This is a genomic window from Dyadobacter psychrotolerans (assembly GCF_004349265.1).
GTDB classification, from domain to species: domain Bacteria; phylum Bacteroidota; class Bacteroidia; order Cytophagales; family Spirosomataceae; genus Dyadobacter; species Dyadobacter psychrotolerans.
On sequence record NZ_SMFL01000002.1, the window covers coordinates 216,109 to 235,338 of the forward strand.

The 19,230-nt window shown below is 43.5% G+C and carries 14 protein-coding genes; 4 read left to right on the top strand and 10 right to left on the bottom strand.

Translation table 11 applies throughout. The annotated features are described in order from the left end of the window. The first annotated feature begins 73 nt into the window (after positions 1-73). Positions 74-1,600: a right-handed parallel beta-helix repeat-containing protein gene (locus E0F88_RS04765; RefSeq protein ID WP_131956979.1), complete on the top strand. Its 1,527-nt coding sequence runs from the start codon at positions 74-76 to the stop codon at positions 1,598-1,600. A gap of 71 nt (positions 1,601-1,671) precedes the next feature. Here the strand turns inward: E0F88_RS04765 and E0F88_RS04770 are convergent, their stop codons facing one another. From E0F88_RS04770 to E0F88_RS04810, 9 genes are all read right to left on the bottom strand, one after another. Next, positions 1,672-2,124, bottom strand: a complete 453-nt coding sequence (locus tag E0F88_RS04770) for a GNAT family N-acetyltransferase (RefSeq protein ID WP_131956980.1) — start codon at positions 2,122-2,124, stop codon at positions 1,672-1,674. Positions 2,125-2,153: 29 nt separating this feature from the next. After that, on the bottom strand, positions 2,154-2,573 hold the full coding sequence (locus E0F88_RS04775; protein ID WP_131956981.1) for a DUF1801 domain-containing protein: 420 nt from the start codon (positions 2,571-2,573) through the stop codon (positions 2,154-2,156). Positions 2,574-2,636: 63 nt separating this feature from the next. Then, on the bottom strand, positions 2,637-3,401 hold the full coding sequence (locus E0F88_RS04780; protein WP_131956982.1) for a methyltransferase domain-containing protein: 765 nt from the start codon (positions 3,399-3,401) through the stop codon (positions 2,637-2,639). 175 nt (positions 3,402-3,576) lie between these two features. Next, positions 3,577-4,401 (bottom strand): endonuclease/exonuclease/phosphatase family protein, encoded by an 825-nt coding sequence (locus E0F88_RS04785; RefSeq protein WP_229213676.1) that lies wholly within the window; start codon positions 4,399-4,401, stop codon positions 3,577-3,579. 15 nt (positions 4,402-4,416) lie between these two features. Continuing rightward, positions 4,417-6,066 (bottom strand): RagB/SusD family nutrient uptake outer membrane protein, encoded by a 1,650-nt coding sequence (locus E0F88_RS04790; protein ID WP_131956983.1) that lies wholly within the window; start codon positions 6,064-6,066, stop codon positions 4,417-4,419. Positions 6,067-6,074: 8 nt separating this feature from the next. Next, positions 6,075-9,503, bottom strand: a complete 3,429-nt coding sequence (locus tag E0F88_RS04795) for a TonB-dependent receptor (RefSeq protein WP_131956984.1) — start codon at positions 9,501-9,503, stop codon at positions 6,075-6,077. Between the two features lie 177 nt (positions 9,504-9,680). Beyond that, positions 9,681-10,676, bottom strand: a complete 996-nt coding sequence (locus E0F88_RS04800) for a FecR family protein (RefSeq protein ID WP_131956985.1) — start codon at positions 10,674-10,676, stop codon at positions 9,681-9,683. A 79-nt stretch (positions 10,677-10,755) separates the two neighbouring features. Further along, the gene (locus tag E0F88_RS04805) at positions 10,756-11,337 is read right to left on the bottom strand and encodes an RNA polymerase sigma-70 factor (protein WP_131956986.1); all 582 of its coding nucleotides are present in this window, start codon (positions 11,335-11,337) and stop codon (positions 10,756-10,758) included. Positions 11,338-11,535: 198 nt separating this feature from the next. Beyond that, positions 11,536-12,537, bottom strand: coding sequence for a bestrophin family protein (locus tag E0F88_RS04810; RefSeq protein ID WP_131956987.1), 1,002 nt, complete (start codon positions 12,535-12,537; stop codon positions 11,536-11,538). 315 nt (positions 12,538-12,852) lie between these two features. On the opposite strand from E0F88_RS04810, the gene porV reads away from it, so the two are divergent. The 3 genes from porV (at position 12,853) to E0F88_RS04825 (ending at position 18,634) form a co-directional block, all read left to right on the top strand. Next, positions 12,853-13,953 (top strand): type IX secretion system outer membrane channel protein PorV, encoded by a 1,101-nt coding sequence (gene porV / locus E0F88_RS04815; protein ID WP_131956988.1) that lies wholly within the window; start codon positions 12,853-12,855, stop codon positions 13,951-13,953. 200 nt (positions 13,954-14,153) lie between these two features. Beyond that, the gene (locus E0F88_RS04820; protein ID WP_131956989.1) at positions 14,154-16,925 is read left to right on the top strand and encodes an MGH1-like glycoside hydrolase domain-containing protein; all 2,772 of its coding nucleotides are present in this window, start codon (positions 14,154-14,156) and stop codon (positions 16,923-16,925) included. A 134-nt stretch (positions 16,926-17,059) separates the two neighbouring features. Beyond that, on the top strand, positions 17,060-18,634 hold the full coding sequence (locus tag E0F88_RS04825) for a M81 family metallopeptidase (protein WP_131956990.1): 1,575 nt from the start codon (positions 17,060-17,062) through the stop codon (positions 18,632-18,634). A 71-nt stretch (positions 18,635-18,705) separates the two neighbouring features. Here E0F88_RS04825 and E0F88_RS04830 read toward each other — a convergent pair whose 3' ends face one another. After that, positions 18,706-19,218 (bottom strand): hypothetical protein, encoded by a 513-nt coding sequence (locus E0F88_RS04830; protein ID WP_131956991.1) that lies wholly within the window; start codon positions 19,216-19,218, stop codon positions 18,706-18,708. Positions 19,219-19,230: the final 12 nt, after the last annotated feature.

Genomic DNA, 19,230 nt, shown 5'->3' on the forward strand with positions numbered 1-19,230 from the left:
AGTTTTCAACAAACCAACAGCACTCAAATCAGGACGTTGTTGGTTTGTTGGTCATTTAGAAGAACTACTTAAAATGATAAACATAAATACATTAACAGGTTTTAACTTTTATGCCTGCACGCTGGCACTACTAACCGCGGTATTGTTTTGTGCTGATGTAAACGGTCAGAAGAAAACATCAAGAGCAGCCAACTATTATGTAGACAGCAAAAAAGGTGATGATAACTTCAATGGCCGCAGTTCCAAAAAGCCATGGAAATCACTTGAAAAAGTCAATAAAACTTCTTTTGCTCCGGGAGATTCCGTGTTGTTCAGCAGGGGAGGAGTCTGGCAGGGGCAGCTTGTTCCGGCTTCTTCGGGTGGAGCAGGTAAATCAATTGTTTTTGCTTCTTATGGAAAAGGGGAAAAACCATTAATCCAGGCAAATGGGAACACCAGGGACGCAGTTTTGATACGAAATCAAAGTTACATTGTCGTTCGGGATTTGGCTCTTACAAACAAAGATGAAAAAGTAAAAGAGCAGAAAACCGGCCCGACTGGCGTACGTGTTTTTTCAGAGGATTTTGGTACAATTTCAAATATTAATCTGGCCGGACTTTATATTCATGATGTGAACGGCGATAATAAAAAAGGATCCAAAGAAGGAAATGGCATTTTTTGGGAATGTGCCGGACCGAAACAAAGTAACATTGAAAATCTGGTGATCGAAGATTGCCTGCTTGAACTTGTTGACCGAAACGGCATTCGCGGCAACGGAACTTTTGGCATTCGTACCAACTGGTTTCCAAATAAAAATCTGGTGATCCGCAACTGCGAACTACGTGATATTGGCGGGGACGGAATTGTAATTAAAGCTTTTGACGGCGCTTTGGTAGAACACAACAAGTTGTTTTACAATCGCATGCGCGCAAAAGATAACGCAGTAGGAATATGGCCGCACAGCAGCGACAACACGGTAATTCAATATAACGAAGTCGCTTTTACCCAAAATAATGACTGGTCCAACGACGGTCAGTCTTTTGATATTGATGGCAATTGTAAGAACACGGTTATCCAGTATAATTACAGTCACGATAACGACGGAGGTTTTATGCTGGTGATTTCCGATGCGATTAACAAAGACAATATCGTTACACAAAATAACGTGATCCGTTACAACCTGAGTGTTAATGACGGCCTGAAACGCAAACGTCTTTTCAATTTTGCCGGCGTAACAGACAGCACCTCAGTGACCGGAAATATATTTTACAATGACACACAGCAGGAAATGGCCATCGAGTTGGCCGATATTGAGGTTGGTATTCCTAAAAATGTTGTTTTCAATGACAACAGTTTTGTGTTTGCAGGAAATACAACCGGCGTTTTTCTTAAATCACCCAAACAGTACAAACCAGTTATGTTTTCCGGAAATCAGCTCACAGGCAACATTGCAGGTAAGGATAATCTGGTGAATCTGGTTGACAAAGTAGAAACAGGGGCATCCAGGAACGCTCAGTTTCCGCAGGTATCGTCCTTCCCCTGGAAGTTTCTTCCTGAAAAATGCCGGACAGAAAACAGCGGTTTTCCGCAAACGATTTATAGTGAGATGACGGGAAAGTGAATAATTAGAAGGCCTCTGCGAGAAATAGTTTCCCGCAGAGGCCCTTTGATGTAAATTAATTATCCAGCTAGTTATTTCAAAACCTTCTCAAAACAAACACTATCGGCAACACCAATATACTGGCCATAATTTGGGATGATCCGGTATCCGTTCTTTTTGTAAAGAGCAATTGCCTGAAGCTGCCGAATCCCGGTTTCCAGGACACACTTTTTATAAGACAGTTCCGCTGCCCATTTTTCAAGTTCAGTCAAAACTGTTGTTGCTAAACCTTTTCCTCTGCTTTCAGAATTTGTAAACATTCGTTTAACTTCCATCGTGTCGGTATCAAATTCCTTGATTGCTCCGCAGCCGACGGCCTGGCTGTCCTCAACAGCAACAATTACATATTTAATCTTATCTATTTTGTTATATTGGGAATAAAAAGAATGATCCGATCCGTCTGTCACTGACAGGTATTCATCAAGGCATTTTACCAAATTTTTAAAGTCCCGGTTTTGCGAATCTGTTCTGATCAGCTCAATCATAGTATTTTTGTTATTTAAGTGAATTATGCTCAATCAGCATATTTTGCTCTCACATAAGTCAAGGATTTTTTCACCATCTCTCCCAAAATTTCCTGGTTTACATCTTCAAGTTTTTTAATATAAATACAACTCTTTCCGGTTTTGTGTTTTCCCAGTTTTTGTAAATACTGTTCTTTTTCTTCGCCTTCAAAGTCCAGGTAAAGCGTTATTGCGTTTGCCCTTGAAGAAAGACCTGCCATCGGTGCGTCACCTTCATGACCGCTTGCATATTTGTAATGATAGCTTCCGAAGCCCACAATGGCTGCGCCCCACATTTTAGGTTCATAACCGCTTTCCGATGAAAATAAATCGACAAGCGCCGTGCAGTCCAAACGACGTTTCTCTTCTGTTATTGAAGACAGGTACTTTGTTACACTGTTTTCTGTTTCGGTTGTTTTGTTTTTTGCCATGGTTTCAGAGCTTAGGTAAAGTTGGTTATCAATAAGCGTACAGCAAATACCAGACACTAACTTTTAAAAATTTGCTTCCAGAATAATACGCCTAAACGGGTAAAAAACCGGTGATTTAGCAAATTTATTTTGAAGAAATTTTCTATACAAATCAATGAAATCCTGCTTGATTTTACTTTCAAGTCTTTCGGAATAAGGAATAAGAGCAGTTCCGGATACCCAGTCAAAAAGTGCATCGGCATCCGAAAGTACCAAGGGGTAAATCTTTTCAAAAACAGTCATACTTTTACTGCCGTTTTCAAAAAGAATCTGTGAATATCGGTCGATGTCCAAAACAGGTGAAACCCTTTTCCATCCTTTCAAAACTTCGCGGAAAGGCTCCTTTTCAGCCAGCTCGTCGAGTAACCGGTTCGATACATTATGGTGCTGATCGGGCATTTGAATCAGCAGCTGTCCGTTTTCTTTAAGACTGGAAATGATTTTTGGAAAAACCGTTTCATGATCGTCCACCCACTGAATAGCCGCATTTGAAAAGACAAGATCCCATTTTTTGTCGGATTCTAAAAACCGTTCAATAGACAGTTGTTTGAATATAACCTGCTTACTAACAAAATCTTGCGACTGACTGAGCATTTGCTCCGAGGAATCGATGCCCGTTACCCGTGCGCCAGGTAGCGCGTCTGCAAGTTTTCTGGTAAGTTCTCCGGTACCGCATCCCAGATCAATTACTTCCATTTCAGGTTTGGATTTTGCCAGAGCCAGCAAATCATAAAAAGGGGTAAACCGTTCTGATTTGAATCTATTGTAGGTATCAGGATTCCAGGCCATAACTTGTTTTTTTTTAATATTCCGAACACATTTAGCGCACGAAAAGCAATTAGCTAAATATTTAGCATTTGTAAAAACAACATTATTGAAAAGCAAAACGCCGTCAAAGAGTAAGTCTCTTAGACGGCGCTCAATTCTAATTAAAAGTACGTTACTTTTAAAATGTATTTTATCTTTATTTTACCTTTAATTCCACTACAACCGGAAGGTGATCAGAAGCGTACTTTTCGTCGATCACTCTGGTCGAAATGGCGGTAATTGCCGATTGCGGTTTGAACATAACGAAATCAATCGTACGGTTTGGGTTTTCCACCGGGATTGTTGGTAGACAGTTTTGCTTGCAGCTTCTTGTAAAATGCTGATCCAGGTAAGCAATCGCAGGTCCGTCAGGCTTGTCATTAAAGTCTCCACCCAGAATCATCGGATAGGATGCGTCTCCAAAATGTTTGACGATCAGTTCCGCCTGCGTGAGCCGGTTTGGTGCTTTCAGATCCAAATGTGTACTGGCAAAAATTACCTTTTTACCTTTTGATATTTCCGCAGTCACTGCCGCAATGGTGCGAACTTCTCCACCTATTGCATTGTCGATGGGAAGAATAAATCTTGCCGAATCGATGATCGCAAAACGTGAGAGAACCGCTACACCATAGTCCCCGCCCTGATGATCGATTGCCTTGGAAAAATAGAATTTCATTCCCGTCAGTTTCGCCAGCTGCTGCGCCTGATTGAGACCTTTGCCGGACCTGTCGGTGTTCACGTCTACTTCCTGAAGCGCCACAAAATCCGGTTTTTCCTTATTAATCACGGCTGCGATGGCTTCCACATCAATTTTTGTCCCGGCAGAAGGTGGGTTACAGTGATGGATGTTATAGGTCATCACTTTCAAATTTGCCTTCTCCTTAACAGGTGGTTCAACCACGGCATTTTCATCAGAATCTTTCCCGCAGGCTGCGAAACTGATCAGTACAAAACACAAATAAAATAGTTTATTCATCATCATTAATTCATTAAAGTTTTATTCCCAGCCCGGGTTTTGTCCCAAAGCCGGATTACGTTCTTTCTGTACAAACGGGACTGGCCAAAGATAATTTTTTTCGGAGAAATTTCTTCCTGTAAATGCTACAATGTACCCTTGCGCATCGGTACGAATTGTGGCTACATCGGCGGGAATCGTGGCCCATTCCTTTTTCATCCCCTTCACATCCTGTGCAAGTACTGCTCCAAGTTTCCATCTTTTGATATCAAAATAACGCTGTCCTTCCAGTGCCAGCTCAACACGACGTTCCCGGCGGATTTCATCCCTGACATTCATCGCGTTTGCCGCCAGTTCGGTAAGCACCATTCGTTTCATGCCAACGCGGTCACGAAGTAAGTTGATGGAAATGTCAAGATCAGCCTGGGTTAGCTTTCCCTGTTCGTGGCGCGCTTCTGCGTAGGTAAGTAATATTTCTCCATAACGAAGAACATGAATATCATTGGCATCCCGGCTCACTTGTGCAACAGTGGAAGGCTCAACATATTTGGTAAAATAATAACCTGTAACCGTTACAGAACCTCTTCTGTCGGAGCGGAATTTCGGAGCTGTGTAAATGGCCGGATTTGTGTTAGCGGGATTTCCATCATAACGGCCTCCCCATACACTGTTAGGCGCCAGTACGGTTTGGGTCATGCGCGGGTCACGGTTGGTAAACACATCCTGATAACTCGTTTCTTTATAAAGCGGAGACTTTTCAATAGGAAGTCCATCTTTACAGAGATAAGAATCCACCAATGATTTGGTCGGGTTCCATCTTGCATTCTGATCCGGAACCTGTATTTCCCGGCTCAGATTATGCATGTTCAGATCTTCCAGATGCGTTCTGGCAATGATGGTTTCCTTGTTGGCCCCTCTGGATAATTTTCCTGCGTATGTGAAAAAAGCATTGTAACTCGTCGCCGGATTTCCGTTAGAGAAAAGGGTATAAACTTTCAGGTCCATCAGATCTTTTGCTGCTTTTTCTGCCACATCATATTTCTCAAAATAAAGAGCAACCCTTGCTTTGAGACCCAGTGCAGCACCTTTTCTCAATCTTCCCAAATCTTTACCAGTGGCAATTTCTTTTGGAAGTACGGCCGCCGCTTCATCCAGGTCCTTCATGATAAAATCAACAATTTCCGCTGTGCTGTTACGCGGACCGTAAAGTTCATCAATGTCGACCGACTTGGTAATCAGAGGCACATCTCCCCAGAACATCACCAGGTAGCTGTACATATATGCCCGGATTACCTTCACTTCTGCAGCAAGGATTTCCTTTCTTGCTTCCACGGGAACAACTGCCTTTTGATAGTTTTCGAGAAAAGTGTTACACTGCCTTATGCCCTGATACAAACTTCTCCATTCCGTGTTGATCATACCCAAATCAACGCCAAAATTTCCGCTTCCGATAAGTTGGAAGTCCGTGGTGGAAGGCCATAAAGTATTGTCGCCCATGTTTTCCATGTCGACGGTATTCTTAGCTTTGATATTCCCGTAACATCCGTTTGTTGCCAGTATAAGCTGTTCCTCTGTATTCCAGAAGGTCTGATCTGCAATCTGATCAAGAGGCAACCGGTCCAGATAGTTATTGTCACATCCTGCTGCGACGAAAGCCAGTATTGAAAGTACAAATATGATATTCTTTTTCATGATCTTGCTTATTTGAAGTTTACACTAACCCCTGCCACAAATGTTTTTACCTGAGGATAAAACCCTCCGCTGGTAACCGGCGATTCGGGATCGTAACCGTAGAAGAAGTTGGACTTTGTAAGCAGATTGTCAGCCGAAACATAAATCCGCATGCGGCTCACCCTTGCTTTGCTTGTTAGTTTTTCAGGAAGCGTGTAACCAAGCTGAACATTTTTTAAACGCAGGTAAGCTGCATTTTCAAGCCAGTAGGTCGACAAACGCTGGTTGTAACTTTGCTGATACGTTAATCTCGGATAACTCGCATCTGTGTTTTCAGGAGTCCAGCGGTCGCGGTGAACTTCCTGTGGTAACGATCCCTCGTTGATCAGCGCGTGACGTGCAGCACCCTGGATGTAACCGTCTGCTTTACCTACACCCTGCAGAAAGAAACTAAAATCAACGCCCTTCCAGCCAACCTCACCACGGAAACCATAATTGAAACGCGGGATAGCGCTGCCAATTACTTTACGGTCACCGTCAAGTGTTATTTGGTTATCGCCGTTAAGGTCTTTGTAAATAATATCCCCAGGTGCTACCGGATCGCCTGCGTACGCCGGAAATTTAGGAGTGTACTTTTTGGTCTCGGCATTGTAGTCGAAATCAGAGTCCTGTGCAAGACGGTCAGCAACGAGTCCGTAAAAAGCATCGATCGGTTGGCCGACGATACGGATACGATCTCCGTAAGTTGGCGGCATACCACCCAAACCGGTTACTTTGTTTTTTACATCTGAAATGTTAAAGTTAGCTCCGTACTTAAAATCACTGATCTGATCGCGCCACGAAACAGCAAATTCCCAACCCTTATTTTCTACTTTACCAGCGTTCTGGGGAGGGTAGTTCGTGCCTACACCCAATACATCAGGCAGCGGAACATTCAGCAAAATATTATTGGTGTTCTGTTTGTAATAGTCAACTGTAATGCCCATTCGGCCTTTAAGCAAGACAAGGTCTATGCCTGCATTTTGTTTTACAACAGACTCCCAGGTCAAAAGCGCATTCGGGATATTCGACTGGCGGTAACCTATGGTGAGCGCATTGCCTATAGGGAAAGTATTGTTGACCGGGCCCAATGTGGACAGGTATGGAAAGTTTTGTCCAACTTTGTCATTCCCCTGCGTTCCGTAAGAAACACGAATTTTACCGGATTCGATTACACGGCGAAGAGGACTGAAAAACTTTTCCTCAGAAAAAACCCATCCGGCAGACGCTGATGTAAACCAATTCCAGCGCAAGTCAGGAGCGAAACGGGAGGAACCATCATAACGGAAATTGAATTCAGCCAGATATTTTTCGTTAAATCCATAGTTAAACCTTCCGAAAAATGAGCGCAGTGCGGTTTGGGTCGCATCACCGCCATTTAACTGATTTTCAGTTCCCAAATTGATTGATTCCACATCCTGTGAAGCAAGGTTTGTGCGGGTTGAATAAACATAATTGGAAACGTTTTCTTCCTGTGAAACAGCCAGCATTCCCTTCACACTGTGTTTTTCTGCAAACAGTTTGTCATATTCCAGAAAGCCCAGCATGGTCTGATACAAATTGGTATAATCACGAACATCGATCTTGTTCTGAGGATTGGTCTGGTAAATCAGAGATCCGTCAACAGGACTGTAATAATTGATCGTTTTGCTGAAAATAGAACGGTAAGAATTGGATCTGATCAGTCCGTACTGGCCTCTTAAATTCAGTCCTTCAAATATTTTTAAAGTAGCACTTAAATTTGCGGTAACTTCCTGTGAATTAAACCGGTTTGTTCCCCCGTCAGTGGTTACAGCAACCGGATTTCGCTGGCCTCCGATATAACCCCAACCGCCGGTTGTAAACCGAACCGGAACAAGTGGCAAAATCTGATGCGCAGCATACAAGGGTCCCGCTGCCGATTCAACACTTTCCGCAGAACCGGAAAATCCTCTGTCGATGTACCCCAGATTGGCATCCAGGTGCAGACGGTCAAGCAGCGTTGTGTTCAGCCGGAGACGGACATTGTGCCGCTGGGCGTTGTAATTGTCTCCCGTAATCAAACCACCTTCTTTCAGGTATCCGTAAGAAACGTAGTAGTTCAGATTTTTGGCGCCTCCGTTTATGCTCAGGTTGTGGTTTTGCTGCGGGGCGCTTTTTTTATAGATTTCATCAATCCAGTTAGTGTTGGCAAAATAATTGGGATCCGAGCCGTTACGTGCAATCTCAATGTCCGCTTCCGAATAAGTCGGGTTGCGTCCAACATTAACCTGTGATTCATTTAAAAGCTGCATGTACTCGGGAGAACCGACAAACTTTGGAAGCGCCGTCGGTGTCTGCATGCCGATATAACCGTTATAGGAAATAGTTGGCTGCGAGTCTTCTTTTCCTTTTTTTGTCGTAACCACAATGACCCCGTTGGCTCCGCGCACCCCGTAAATCGAGGAAGAAGCAGCATCTTTCAAAACAGAAATGCTTTCAATATCAGCAGGATTCAGCAGGTTCAGGTCTCCTCCGGGAATACCATCGACAACTACCAACGGATTGGAATCACCCAATGTACCCACACCTCTGATCCGGATCGAGCTTCCGTTTTGTCCGGGCAGCGCAGTGGAGTTTACAACCGTTACCCCTGCCATTAGCCCCTGTAACGCAGAGCTCATGTTTTTAACCGGCCGGCTGTCGAGATCTTTGGCTTCAATCGATGCTACCGCTCCGGTAACATTAATTTTCTTTTGCGTTCCGTAACCCACTACCACTAGTTCTTCAAGCCCGGCAACATCCTCCAAAAGCTGAATCGTTAAAGAATTTTCTCCTTTATAGCTGATTTCTTTCTTTAAAAAACCAATGAAAGAGACCACCAAAACTTCACCATTGTTAACGTTAAGCGAAAAGCTTCCGTTTTGATCCGAAACCGTTCCGCGGTCGGTGCCCTTCACAACCACAGAAGCACCTGGCAAAGGCTGACCGTTTTTTTCAACGATTTTGCCGGTAAGCTGTGCGATCTGTGGTTCCTCAGGAACGACTACTACGGTTTCAGCGGGTTTAGGAATAATGACAACAGGTTTTGGTTTAGGTGCGGCTTTAAGAACAATCGTTGAGCCGACTGTCGTGTAGGTCAGCGAGTATGGTTTCAGAAGTGCGTCAAGCACCGTTCCCAGTTTCTCATTGCGCACATTGATGTTTGCCTTTTTCAAAGATTCACTTTCACTGGCCAGAACAAAACGTGTATTGGCAGCTTTGGAAAGTTGTTCGAGAACCTCTGGAAGCGGCTTTTTGCCGGTTTTAAGGGTAATCGGCCTGTCGAGAATCTGGCTGTAAGTATTTTTTGCAAACCCAAGAGAGCAGCAGAAGCCGATTAGAACTGATAAAATAGCACTGTATTTCATTATTGTTAGTGTACAATGAAATAGTTTACCCCTGTAAAGAGATTTTTCCATAATTTTGATAAGTTAAAGGTTAAGCAAATCTGTAAAACGCCCGTGTTTTCGAAGGCCCTGGCATCTACATTTTCAACATCTTTTGACATGGATTCCCTGCTTGCAGCCCGGCTGTGAGAGGGAATTTTTATTTTGTTTAGGTCATGGGTTATTTGAATGAGTGAACAATTAAACCTGTTATTTACAGCCTTTCCCGGTTAGGGAAAATTCGGTTTCAGAAATTTGTTTTACTTTTCCTCCCAGCGACACAGCCAGTTGGTCAAGCACAAACCGGGGCGTGTCTTCCGGTAAGACATCGGCATAAATAAGGCACTCCATCAGATGCGGCTGCGCGGTAATTTCAATGTCAAATCTTCTTCTCAAATCATCAAGCACCTCAGACAAATGACTTTTCCGATAAGTAAGTTTTCCGCTTGTCCAGGCCATCATGCTTAAAGTATCCACATCGCTTTTTACCTGTGAAAACCCGGAGTTTTGGTTAGAAGTAACCTGCTGATTGGCCAGCAATAAAACCGGTTTTGAGTTGGGGTTTTTGTCTTCGCGCACCGATACTTTTCCACTTAAAACCGAGATACTGCTAAGTTTGTCGCCGGCGTATGATTTTATTACAAACCGGGTTCCCAGCACACGGGTGGCCAAACTGTTGGAATGAATGATAAATGGCTTTGTTACATCATGAGCAACTTCAAAATAGGCCTCGCCTGATAGGGTGACCACTCGGATGCTGTCACGGAATTCTTCGGGATAAATCAGTTTACTTTCAGAATTGAGCCATACAACAGTTCCATCCGGAAGATTGGTTTTCAAAAGTTTTCCTTTTGCGGCGGAAGCCTGCATGGATTTAACAGGAAAAAAATCGTTTAAGAGCTGTATACGAAAACTGTAAAGTGCGAAAAAACATCCTGCCAAAACAGCTGCCGCAGCTGCTAAACGCCAGCGGAATATATGTCGTCTCAGCGGTGTTATGGCTGTTTCGCTATGTTGAATTTCAGAAATAATATTGTCTAACAGCCGCTCTTTTACCTGCTGCTGATCGTCCATGGTGTAGTTATCCCACTGACTGATTTCCTTTTCCAGGCGTGCACAGGCATTAAGAAAACGAAGCTGCTCTTCGGCGCTGAGCGTGCCTTCGAGATACTTTTCAGAAAGGGTTAAAAATTCGGTCTTTTTCATAGTTATGACTGTATGTGTCAAAACCGATGTAGAACACCCAAGTGCGGCGAAAAAAAATTAGTTTTTTTTGAAAAAGGCCTTACCAGTACGTTGGCAGCATGATGCATGCCCAAAAAAGCAGATCGCCCAGGCCTGTCCGCAAACGGCCAAGTGCGTTTGTGAGATGATTCTCAACGGTCTTTGAAGAAATGCCAAGTTTTTCCGAAATCTCGGTTATGGAAAGATGCTGTTTTCTGCTCAGGATAAAAACCTGCCTGCATTTGTCAGGTAAACGCCTGATATGCTGGTCAAGAATTCTATCAAGATCCTCAGAAAAAAGCGCGTCTTCTGCATCTGTAAGAATGACGGAAGAAGTTATTTCATCGGGAAGGACCAGTTTTACTTTACCTGCCTTCACAACTTTAAATACCTGATAGCGAACGCTCGTATGCAGATAAGCCGCGAGCGAGTCAATTTGTACCGAGTTTCGTTTTGTCCAAAGCTGCACAAAAATGTCCTGTACAATATCTTCACTAGCTTGTTTGTCGCGAAGAATGCTATAGGCAGAAAGGTATAATTTTGACCAGTAAGCATCATAAATATCCTCAAATGCTTTCCAATTGCTGTTTTGAAGCGAATTGAGAGCCTGTTGATCCGTATTTTCGATGGTTTGCTGATTCATAAAGTGATACTGAAAACAAACATTGTCATCCGTAAGAAATAAGTTATTTTACCGGATGAAAAGCGAAAGACTTGCCTGTTCGCAAAGCAAGCAAAAATAATCAGCTTATTAGCCAGATACTAAGTTAACATATTTTTAAGTTTTACTATTGTTTTCATTCGTGGTGATTTCGGTACGATGTGACTGGTGACGTTAGGGTTACATCAAAATTTCGTTATTGGCAGGAACCGGCGGAGGCAAAAGTTTTTCCCCAAGCATTTCTCTTAAATCAATTTCAATGGTACGGCTCATCGAAGTAACCGGAACGTCGTTGGGGCCGCCTTCGAAAGGATTTTCGGTACTTTCTCCAACCTGCTCCAGTGAAGTGAAAACCCAGGAAACAACAACGCTGAAAGGGATATTTAGCCAGATACCAAATTCACCAAGTTTTGCAAATTCATTGAGCATGCCGAAAGGTAGCAAAATGACCAGTAAACGGACGAAAAACAGATTGATGCTGGCAAACTGACGTGGATAAGGGAAGTTTTTGATGCGTTCACTTTTTCCCTGATGGTCGTAAAACTCTTTCAGGACATTTTCCAGCTCTACGTAATATAAAGGGTCCAGAGATCCCCGGTCAGCTAGTGATCTTAACTGATCCGATTGAAGAGCAATAATTTGGGTTGCCCTGTTTTTGGTTGATAAAACATAATTTCGGTCCGTCTCAGATAAAAATGGTTTAAGCTCATCCGGCAGCTGCTTTTCCCATTCTTCCACCGAGTAAAGTTTCCGAAATTCAATGTTGTAGCTTTTGGTTTTGATGTTTTCCCAATTTTTGGATTCACGCAGTTGAAAACGCAGGGCAGTAAGCCAGGCAATGTGGCGATAGATGATTTCCCGGTGAATGGATTTTTGCTGACCGTCACCGGTGCGGATGTAGCTCGTAACCATGATGCCAAATGTACGGCTGCTGTTGACAATTCCTCCCCAGATTTGTCTTGCCTCCCAAAGGCGGTTATAAGTTTGTGTATTTTTAAATCCGGCAATAAACGATGTTGCCGTACCGATTAGGGCTATTGGCACCCAGGGAATTGCCAGCCAGGTAAATCCGGCCAGCTTAAAAAGTGTGGTAGGGATGATTGCCCAAAGCACCAGCCAGTAAATGGTTCTGCGTGTCCAGAGAATAAATGTTTTAAGATTGTAATGACTTCCTATGTGCATCCGCTTGTATTATTTTCTTCAAATGATGAGAACGAAGCTGCAAAATGATAATAAAATGGATTCAATCAAATTGGTTAAGTGGCAATAGTGGTTTTGCTCCACAATAAATACCAGCCTGCCCTCACAGGCGAAATCTAACATTTTTAAATTGATATTTCGTATTTTTTGACTAGCGAAAATAAGTATACGGTAAGTAAATTATTTCTGTAAAATTCTATACAAAAAACGGAAATCCGCACGTTCCGCTTTTAAATAACCTGGTTATTTGCTTTGCCCGACGGGTCATTTGAAATCACCTCTCTACAATATCTCAACATGAAAACAACATTTATTAATGCTTGTCTTTTAGCGCTTGTCTCAGGCTCATGTGCGCAGGCTCAAACAGTTCCAACAATTCGGATTCCACAAAGTTCAGTGCCATTTTTAACCTATGTGCCGGACGCCAGAAGTGCCGGTATGGGTGCAACAGGTGTAGCTTCAACGCCGGATGCAAATGCTTCTTACTGGAATGTTTCCAAGCTTGCTTTTATTGAACAGGATTTCGGAGCCTCGGTTTCGTATGTACCATGGCTGTCAAACCTTGTAGACGACATGTGGCTTGGATATGCGAGTGCGTATTACAAGCTTCCGAAAGGTCAGGCAATTACAGCTTCGTTCGGCTATTTTAATGATGGAGATTTGGTGATGAGTGGCTCTCCGCGTTCCGATTTTTCTGTGAGCGCCGGTTATGCCAGGCAATTAGGCAGGAACTTTTCAATGGGAATAACTTTGAAATATATTTCATCAGAACTGGCTGGCTATGGCTACATTACACCTGGAGTTTATAAAACCGGTAAAACCGTTGCGGCAGACATTAGTGCTTTTTATAAAAAAGAAGTTTTTAGCGAAACCAATGGCAGAAGTTTAGGCTATACCGTTGGTGCTGTGTTATCCAATTTTGGTGATAAAATCAGTTACGGATCTGCTTTTGGAGATGGTTATCTGCCAACTACTTTCAAATTGGGAGGAGGATTGTCTTTTGCTCCAAACGATCGCAACCGGATTAGTTTCGTGTTGGACGCAAGCAAGTTGTTGGTTCCTTATTCTCCAAACCCTGTTAATGTTAACAGCCAGCCGTTTCTAACCAGTATCTACAAATCTTTTTCGGATGCCCCCGGAGGTTTGAGTGAGGAACTTCAGGAGGTAACGATTTCAGTCGGCGCTGAGTATTTGTATAAATCAAGATTTGCGCTGCGCGGAGGATATTTTGGAGAAAATAAAAATAAAGGTGACCGGAAATTTTTTACAGCCGGTGCAGGGGTACGTTTCCTGAAACATTATTCTGCCGACGCTTCCTATGACATACCTCTTAAAAAAGACAGTCCTTTCAAAGGCACGAAGCGTATCACCATCTCAATGGACCTTGCCAAAAACTAGTCCGGTAGACTTAACTGGTATGATAAACAAACCTGCATCACAACCACTGATGCAGGTTTGTCGTTTTATCTGTATGTGTTTCGAGATTCTGACTGATTAAAAATGATTTATCAGGGTAAACACAATAATGAACAGTCACCAATATACAGACTTTTAGGTCCTGTAAAATCAGTAGCATCTTCGACCTTGATATCATCATAATGTTACACCAACGTTTTTTAGTTTTTCTTTTTTGCTTTCTTTTCGCTTCGGCCGGATTTACCCAGCAAATTAACACCTCTTCTAAAAATATAGATTTCACCAAATTACATAATTCTCACGATGTAAGCCTTTCGCCCTGGGGACCGTATTCGAAGAAATATGCGGGCGTTTCCCACATACCCGATATAACCAGTGGCATGCGGTTTGACTTTTCTGTCATGCCTGCTTATTACCGAAACAAAGTTTTAATACCCAATGTACGATTTGAATCCGGGTATTTCCCATGGGAATTCAGCCGGGACCTGCACCAATTCACCTATCGGTATGAGTTGGAATGGAAGGACAAAGTGTTTGTGGATGTAACTTATACCGTCCGCGATTCTTCGACGGTGCTTGTAAAAATGCGTAGCGTCAATAACACGGACCTGCCGCAAAATCTGGCAATGAACCTGATGGCTTTCATCGAATATCCTGAAAACGCCGCAGCAAAAAAAATCAGTGTCGCTTCAGATGCGAAGTGGTATAACGCCATGTCTTATCAGTCGTTAACATTTGCTAAAAAAACAGCCCGTGACAATCTGGTCTACGATGGATGGCTCCGCGGGGAAGTGCGGCAAAGTGATTTAATTGATGGTCGCGGGGTGGGTAAGGGCTTTGGAGAAACGGCAGGCGACAGCGTTTCTTACGGTATTAATGTTTCAGGGGAACAGCTAAAAGGTAAATTAAGTCTTTTATACAAAGTAAAAAAGGGAGCTGTTGCTTCATTTCGCCTGTCAGGTTTGGTTCAAAATGTAATTGAACTGAAAGGAACAGGCAGTCCTGAAAAGTTCGAAATTCCTTTTTCTGCAAAGACTCCGGGAGTCGTGCTGCTTACGATGGTGGCGGAAGGATCAGCGTCAGCTGAGATCAATGGGTTTGTAGTCTCCGGTCAATCGCAAAAGGAACCCTTCAAAATAGAATCTCAGGTAAAAGCTTTCAGTCCAAAGGCGGAAGAGAATTTGTCTTCAAAAAATCTGATATTAAAGTATGGTGATATAAATTCTTACTACGGAATAGGATGGGATAACAGATTTTCGGAGGTTCGGGAATTCCGAAACAGCGAACTGGATATTTTCTTTAAAAATCTGGTTCACAACCATGTGGAAAAGGTTTTCACCGGCGACAGGGAAGGTAGTTATTCTAACGTTTTCATTCGCCCGATTGAAGTGCTGCCTCATAGTGAAGTGACCTCTTACGCGGTTATTTGCAATGGAAACTATGATCAGGTAAAAGAACTGCTGGCAAAATATGATCTGTCCAAAGAAGATTCATTGGAGTCCAAAGCGCCGGTTGAAAATCCGGATAATTCAATTATTGCAGAAGGGAAAAAATACCTTTTTAGTCAGAAAATGATGCAGGCCGCGCTTTTGTCCAATGTGGTTTATCCGGTTTATACACAAAACAGCTACATCAGAAATTTCACACCCGGCAAATGGTGGAACAGTCTTTATACCTGGGATTCAGGCTTTATAGCGTTGGGTATGAACACGGTAAATGAGCGCCTGGCTGCGGAAGTTATCAACGCTTACACTACACCGCCCGGGAGTCAATCTGCATTTATCCATCATGGTTCACCGCTGCCGGTTCAGGTTTATGCCTTTTTTGATCTTTGGAACAAAACACAGTCCAAAGAGCTGCTGGCCTATTTTTACCCAAGATTAAGACAGCTCTATCTTTTTACGGCGGGTAAATTCGGCAGTTCTACGATTGGTTCGTTAAAGTCAGGTTTGCTCAAAACCTGGGATTATTTTTACAATTCTGCCGGATGGGATGATTATCCGCCGCAGGTAGGCGTGCATGCGCAAAAACTGGAAGACACAACTTCACCGGTTTCCAATACGGCACACGCGATCAGAGTAGCGAAAATCCTCCGAATTATGGCGTTGAAGCTTGGACTGGATTCAGATGTTAAAGAATATGACCAAGACATAGCCCGGTTCACGACCGCTTTGCAAAAGTATTCGTGGGATAAAAAAAGTGGTTACTTCAGTTATGTTAAGCATGATAAAGAGGGCAATGCAGTTTCGTTTTTTAATTACGAACCGGGCAATGTGAACTTTAATATGGGCCTTGATGGCGTTTCTCCGCTGCTTGCGGGTATTTGCACGGTGGAACAGCAAAATGTTTTGGTTGACAAATTATTCTCACCGCAGCATTTGTGGACAACAACGGGAATTTCCGCTGTTGACCAGTCGGCGCCGTATTACAAAACGGATGGTTACTGGAACGGCTCGGTTTGGATGCCGCACCAATGGTTCATGTGGAAAGCGTTATTGGATATCGGAAAACCGGAGCTTGCCTATAAACTGGCCAAAAAAGCGCTGGATGTCTGGAAAACCGAAACGGATGCTTCGTATTACACCTTTGAGCACTTCCTTGTTAAGTCGGGCAGGGGAGCGGGCTGGCACCAGTTCTCAGGGTTATCAGCACCAGTTCTTGCCTGGTTTTCTTCCTATTATAAAGTGGGAACGGTAACTGCGGGTTTTGAGACGGTGATTGAAGAACAATCTTTCGTTAAGGACTACACAGCCTTCAAAGCCAAGTTATCATTTGACGGTGCCACGAAGGCACATGTTCGGACACTTCTTGTCTGTATGAATCCTGCTAAAACTTATCAGGTTGTTTTTGGAAGTAAAAACGTGAAATTTTCGGTTCTGAATAAAGGTTTACTGCAAATCGAATTGCCCGCTACCAATGAACCTGGCTTGCTTGAGGTTAAATCTTTTAAATAAACAGCTTAAGTTTTAGCTCGGAAGTAAATCAATTCTGGTAAGGTGAAAAGTTTACAGATGGATTTACAAGGCTGACAAACTTTATGTACTTTTAATGGTAATCAAAATGAAGTAATTTTTGTCAAAATCCATATATGAAACTGTCATTTTCCCTGATTATTTCTGTGTTGCTGCTTTCGGTTCAGACATTTTGTCTCGCGCAAAAGAAAACCGGTAATACAAAACCGCTTCCCAGGATCGCGATCACAGGACTGGCGATTGAGTCCAGCACATTCTCACCTGCGCTTACTCATGAAGAGGCATTCAAAGCTAAATACGGAGATGAAATTTTTGGGAATTATCCGTTTTTTTCCTCTGATTCGTTGAACAGAAAACGGGCACAATGGTTTCCAGCACTGATGGGCCGCTCGCTTCCTGGCGGGACTGTGACACGTGAAGCCTATGAGTCACTTGTAAAACAAAGTCTTGATCTGCTCCGGAAGAACCTTCCTTATGATGGATTGTTTTTTGACATTCACGGAGCGATGAGCGTGGTTGGGCTGGATGATCCGGAGGGTGATTTCATCGTGCGCGTCCGGGAGGTTATTGGCAAAAAAACGCTTATCTCCACCTCGATGGATCTTCATGGCAATGTCTCATGGCGGCTCGCTGAAAATACCGATTTAATCACCTGCTACCGCATGGCTCCGCACGAAGACGCGATGCAGACTAAAAAACGCGCGGTTGACAACCTGTTGGCCAGACTGGAAAGCGGAAAAGGAAAACCTGCGTACAAGGCTTATATAGAAGTGCCGGTACTTTTGCCCGGTGAAAAAACCAGCACCAGAATTGAACCAGCGAAAACCATTTATGCAGCTGTTGCACCTGCTTCGGTGCAGCCAGGAATTATTGATGCGGCGATGTGGGTGGGTTATGCCTGGGCTGATGAACCACGAAATCATGCCGTTGTGATGGTCACTGGTGACGACAAACAGAAAGTTGGCGCCACCGCAGAAAAACTGGCGGCGAGTTTCTGGAAGGCACGTTCTGATTTTGCATTTGTAGCACCCACCGGAACTTTGGCGGAAAGTCTGGACAAGGCAATTAAAAGCCAGAAGCATCCATACTTTATCAGCGACTCGGGTGACAACCCAACAGCGGGTGGTGCGGGCGACGTAACCTGGACCTTAAAAGAAATTCTTGCATGTGCAGAGTTTAAATCTGAGAACGGGCCGTCGCTTATTTACGCTTCTATCCCTGGTCCCGAACTTGTGGACAAGGCTGTTGCAGTAGGAGTTGGTCAAACGATTGAAGCATACGTTGGCGCCGCAGTTGATGCACGTTTTGCCCCGCCGATACAATTGAACGGTGTTGTAGAAGCCATTGAGCATGGTGACAGAAATGCGGAAACGGAAGTTGTTATTAAAGTAGGAAGTGTGCATGTGATTGTAACTAAAAAAAGAAAACCCTATCATAAAGAGGCTGACTTTACCAGACTTGGGCTGAATCCGAGAAAATCGGATATCGTGGTTGTAAAAATCGGTTACCTGGAACCTGAGCTTTACGCCATGCGTGCTGACTGGATACTTGCGCTCACGCCCGGTGGTGTAGACCAGAATCTGGAACGGCTGGGATATAAACGCATCAAACGCCCAATGTTTCCCCTCGACAAAAACATGGCAGATCCGGATTTAAAAGTGAAATGGGTACCAGCAGCGGATAAAATTTGAGGGGGATATAAAAAACGCCGAAACCAACAGAAAATATCCGTTGATCTCGGCGTTTTAATAACCTAATATTTTTATTTCACCTGAACTTTTCCAAGTTCCACAACAGACTGTTTAAAGTCACCATCGTTGTAGCCGTGATTGGTTACGAGTACAACCAAATCAAAAGATCCGGATTGCGGATACGTGTAGGTGCAATACCAGCCTTCGTTGGAAAGCGTGGTTTTTAAACCTTTGGCACCGATCAGACCGTAGTCAGTGTATAAATCGCTGTTGACCAGTACGGGATGATTGAACATGTCGATCGAGTCTGCGAAGGTGACGCCATCTGTACTTTTTTTCTTTTTCATGATCACTCTCGTTCCGCCAGGCCATACAGAGCACATATCTGCATCGGTATCAACTACAATTTTAACTGCCTTTCCTTTAATGGGCTGAGTCACGAGCGAATCCTTTCCCTGCGCATTGGCGATATAATACTTTACACCTGCAATCGATGGGATTCCTACAATATCCTCTTTGAGACAGGATGACAATACGTTGGCGGCCAGGATTGCGAATGCGATTTTATATATGGTAAATTTCATGTTTTCTTGCAG

What these genes read in the sequence shown, in the direction of transcription:
- E0F88_RS04770 (WP_131956980.1), bottom strand. Translation starts at nt 2,124, where the DNA reads ATGATTGAGCTGATCAGAACAGATTCGCAAAACCGGGACTTTAAAAAT.
- E0F88_RS04795 (WP_131956984.1), bottom strand. Translation starts at nt 9,503, where the DNA reads ATGGAAAAATCTCTTTACAGGGGTAAACTATTTCATTGTACACTAACA.
- E0F88_RS04765 (WP_131956979.1), top strand. Translation starts at nt 74, where the DNA reads ATGATAAACATAAATACATTAACAGGTTTTAACTTTTATGCCTGCACG.
- E0F88_RS04820 (WP_131956989.1), top strand. Translation starts at nt 14,154, where the DNA reads ATGTTACACCAACGTTTTTTAGTTTTTCTTTTTTGCTTTCTTTTCGCT.
- E0F88_RS04780 (WP_131956982.1), bottom strand. Translation starts at nt 3,401, where the DNA reads ATGGCCTGGAATCCTGATACCTACAATAGATTCAAATCAGAACGGTTT.
- E0F88_RS04785 (WP_229213676.1), bottom strand. Translation starts at nt 4,401, where the DNA reads ATGATGATGAATAAACTATTTTATTTGTGTTTTGTACTGATCAGTTTC.
- E0F88_RS04805 (WP_131956986.1), bottom strand. Translation starts at nt 11,337, where the DNA reads ATGAATCAGCAAACCATCGAAAATACGGATCAACAGGCTCTCAATTCG.
- E0F88_RS04775 (WP_131956981.1), bottom strand. Translation starts at nt 2,573, where the DNA reads ATGGCAAAAAACAAAACAACCGAAACAGAAAACAGTGTAACAAAGTAC.
- E0F88_RS04830 (WP_131956991.1), bottom strand. Translation starts at nt 19,218, where the DNA reads ATGAAATTTACCATATATAAAATCGCATTCGCAATCCTGGCCGCCAAC.
- porV (WP_131956988.1), top strand. Translation starts at nt 12,853, where the DNA reads ATGAAAACAACATTTATTAATGCTTGTCTTTTAGCGCTTGTCTCAGGC.
- E0F88_RS04825 (WP_131956990.1), top strand. Translation starts at nt 17,060, where the DNA reads ATGAAACTGTCATTTTCCCTGATTATTTCTGTGTTGCTGCTTTCGGTT.
- E0F88_RS04810 (WP_131956987.1), bottom strand. Translation starts at nt 12,537, where the DNA reads ATGCACATAGGAAGTCATTACAATCTTAAAACATTTATTCTCTGGACA.
- E0F88_RS04790 (WP_131956983.1), bottom strand. Translation starts at nt 6,066, where the DNA reads ATGAAAAAGAATATCATATTTGTACTTTCAATACTGGCTTTCGTCGCA.
- E0F88_RS04800 (WP_131956985.1), bottom strand. Translation starts at nt 10,676, where the DNA reads ATGAAAAAGACCGAATTTTTAACCCTTTCTGAAAAGTATCTCGAAGGC.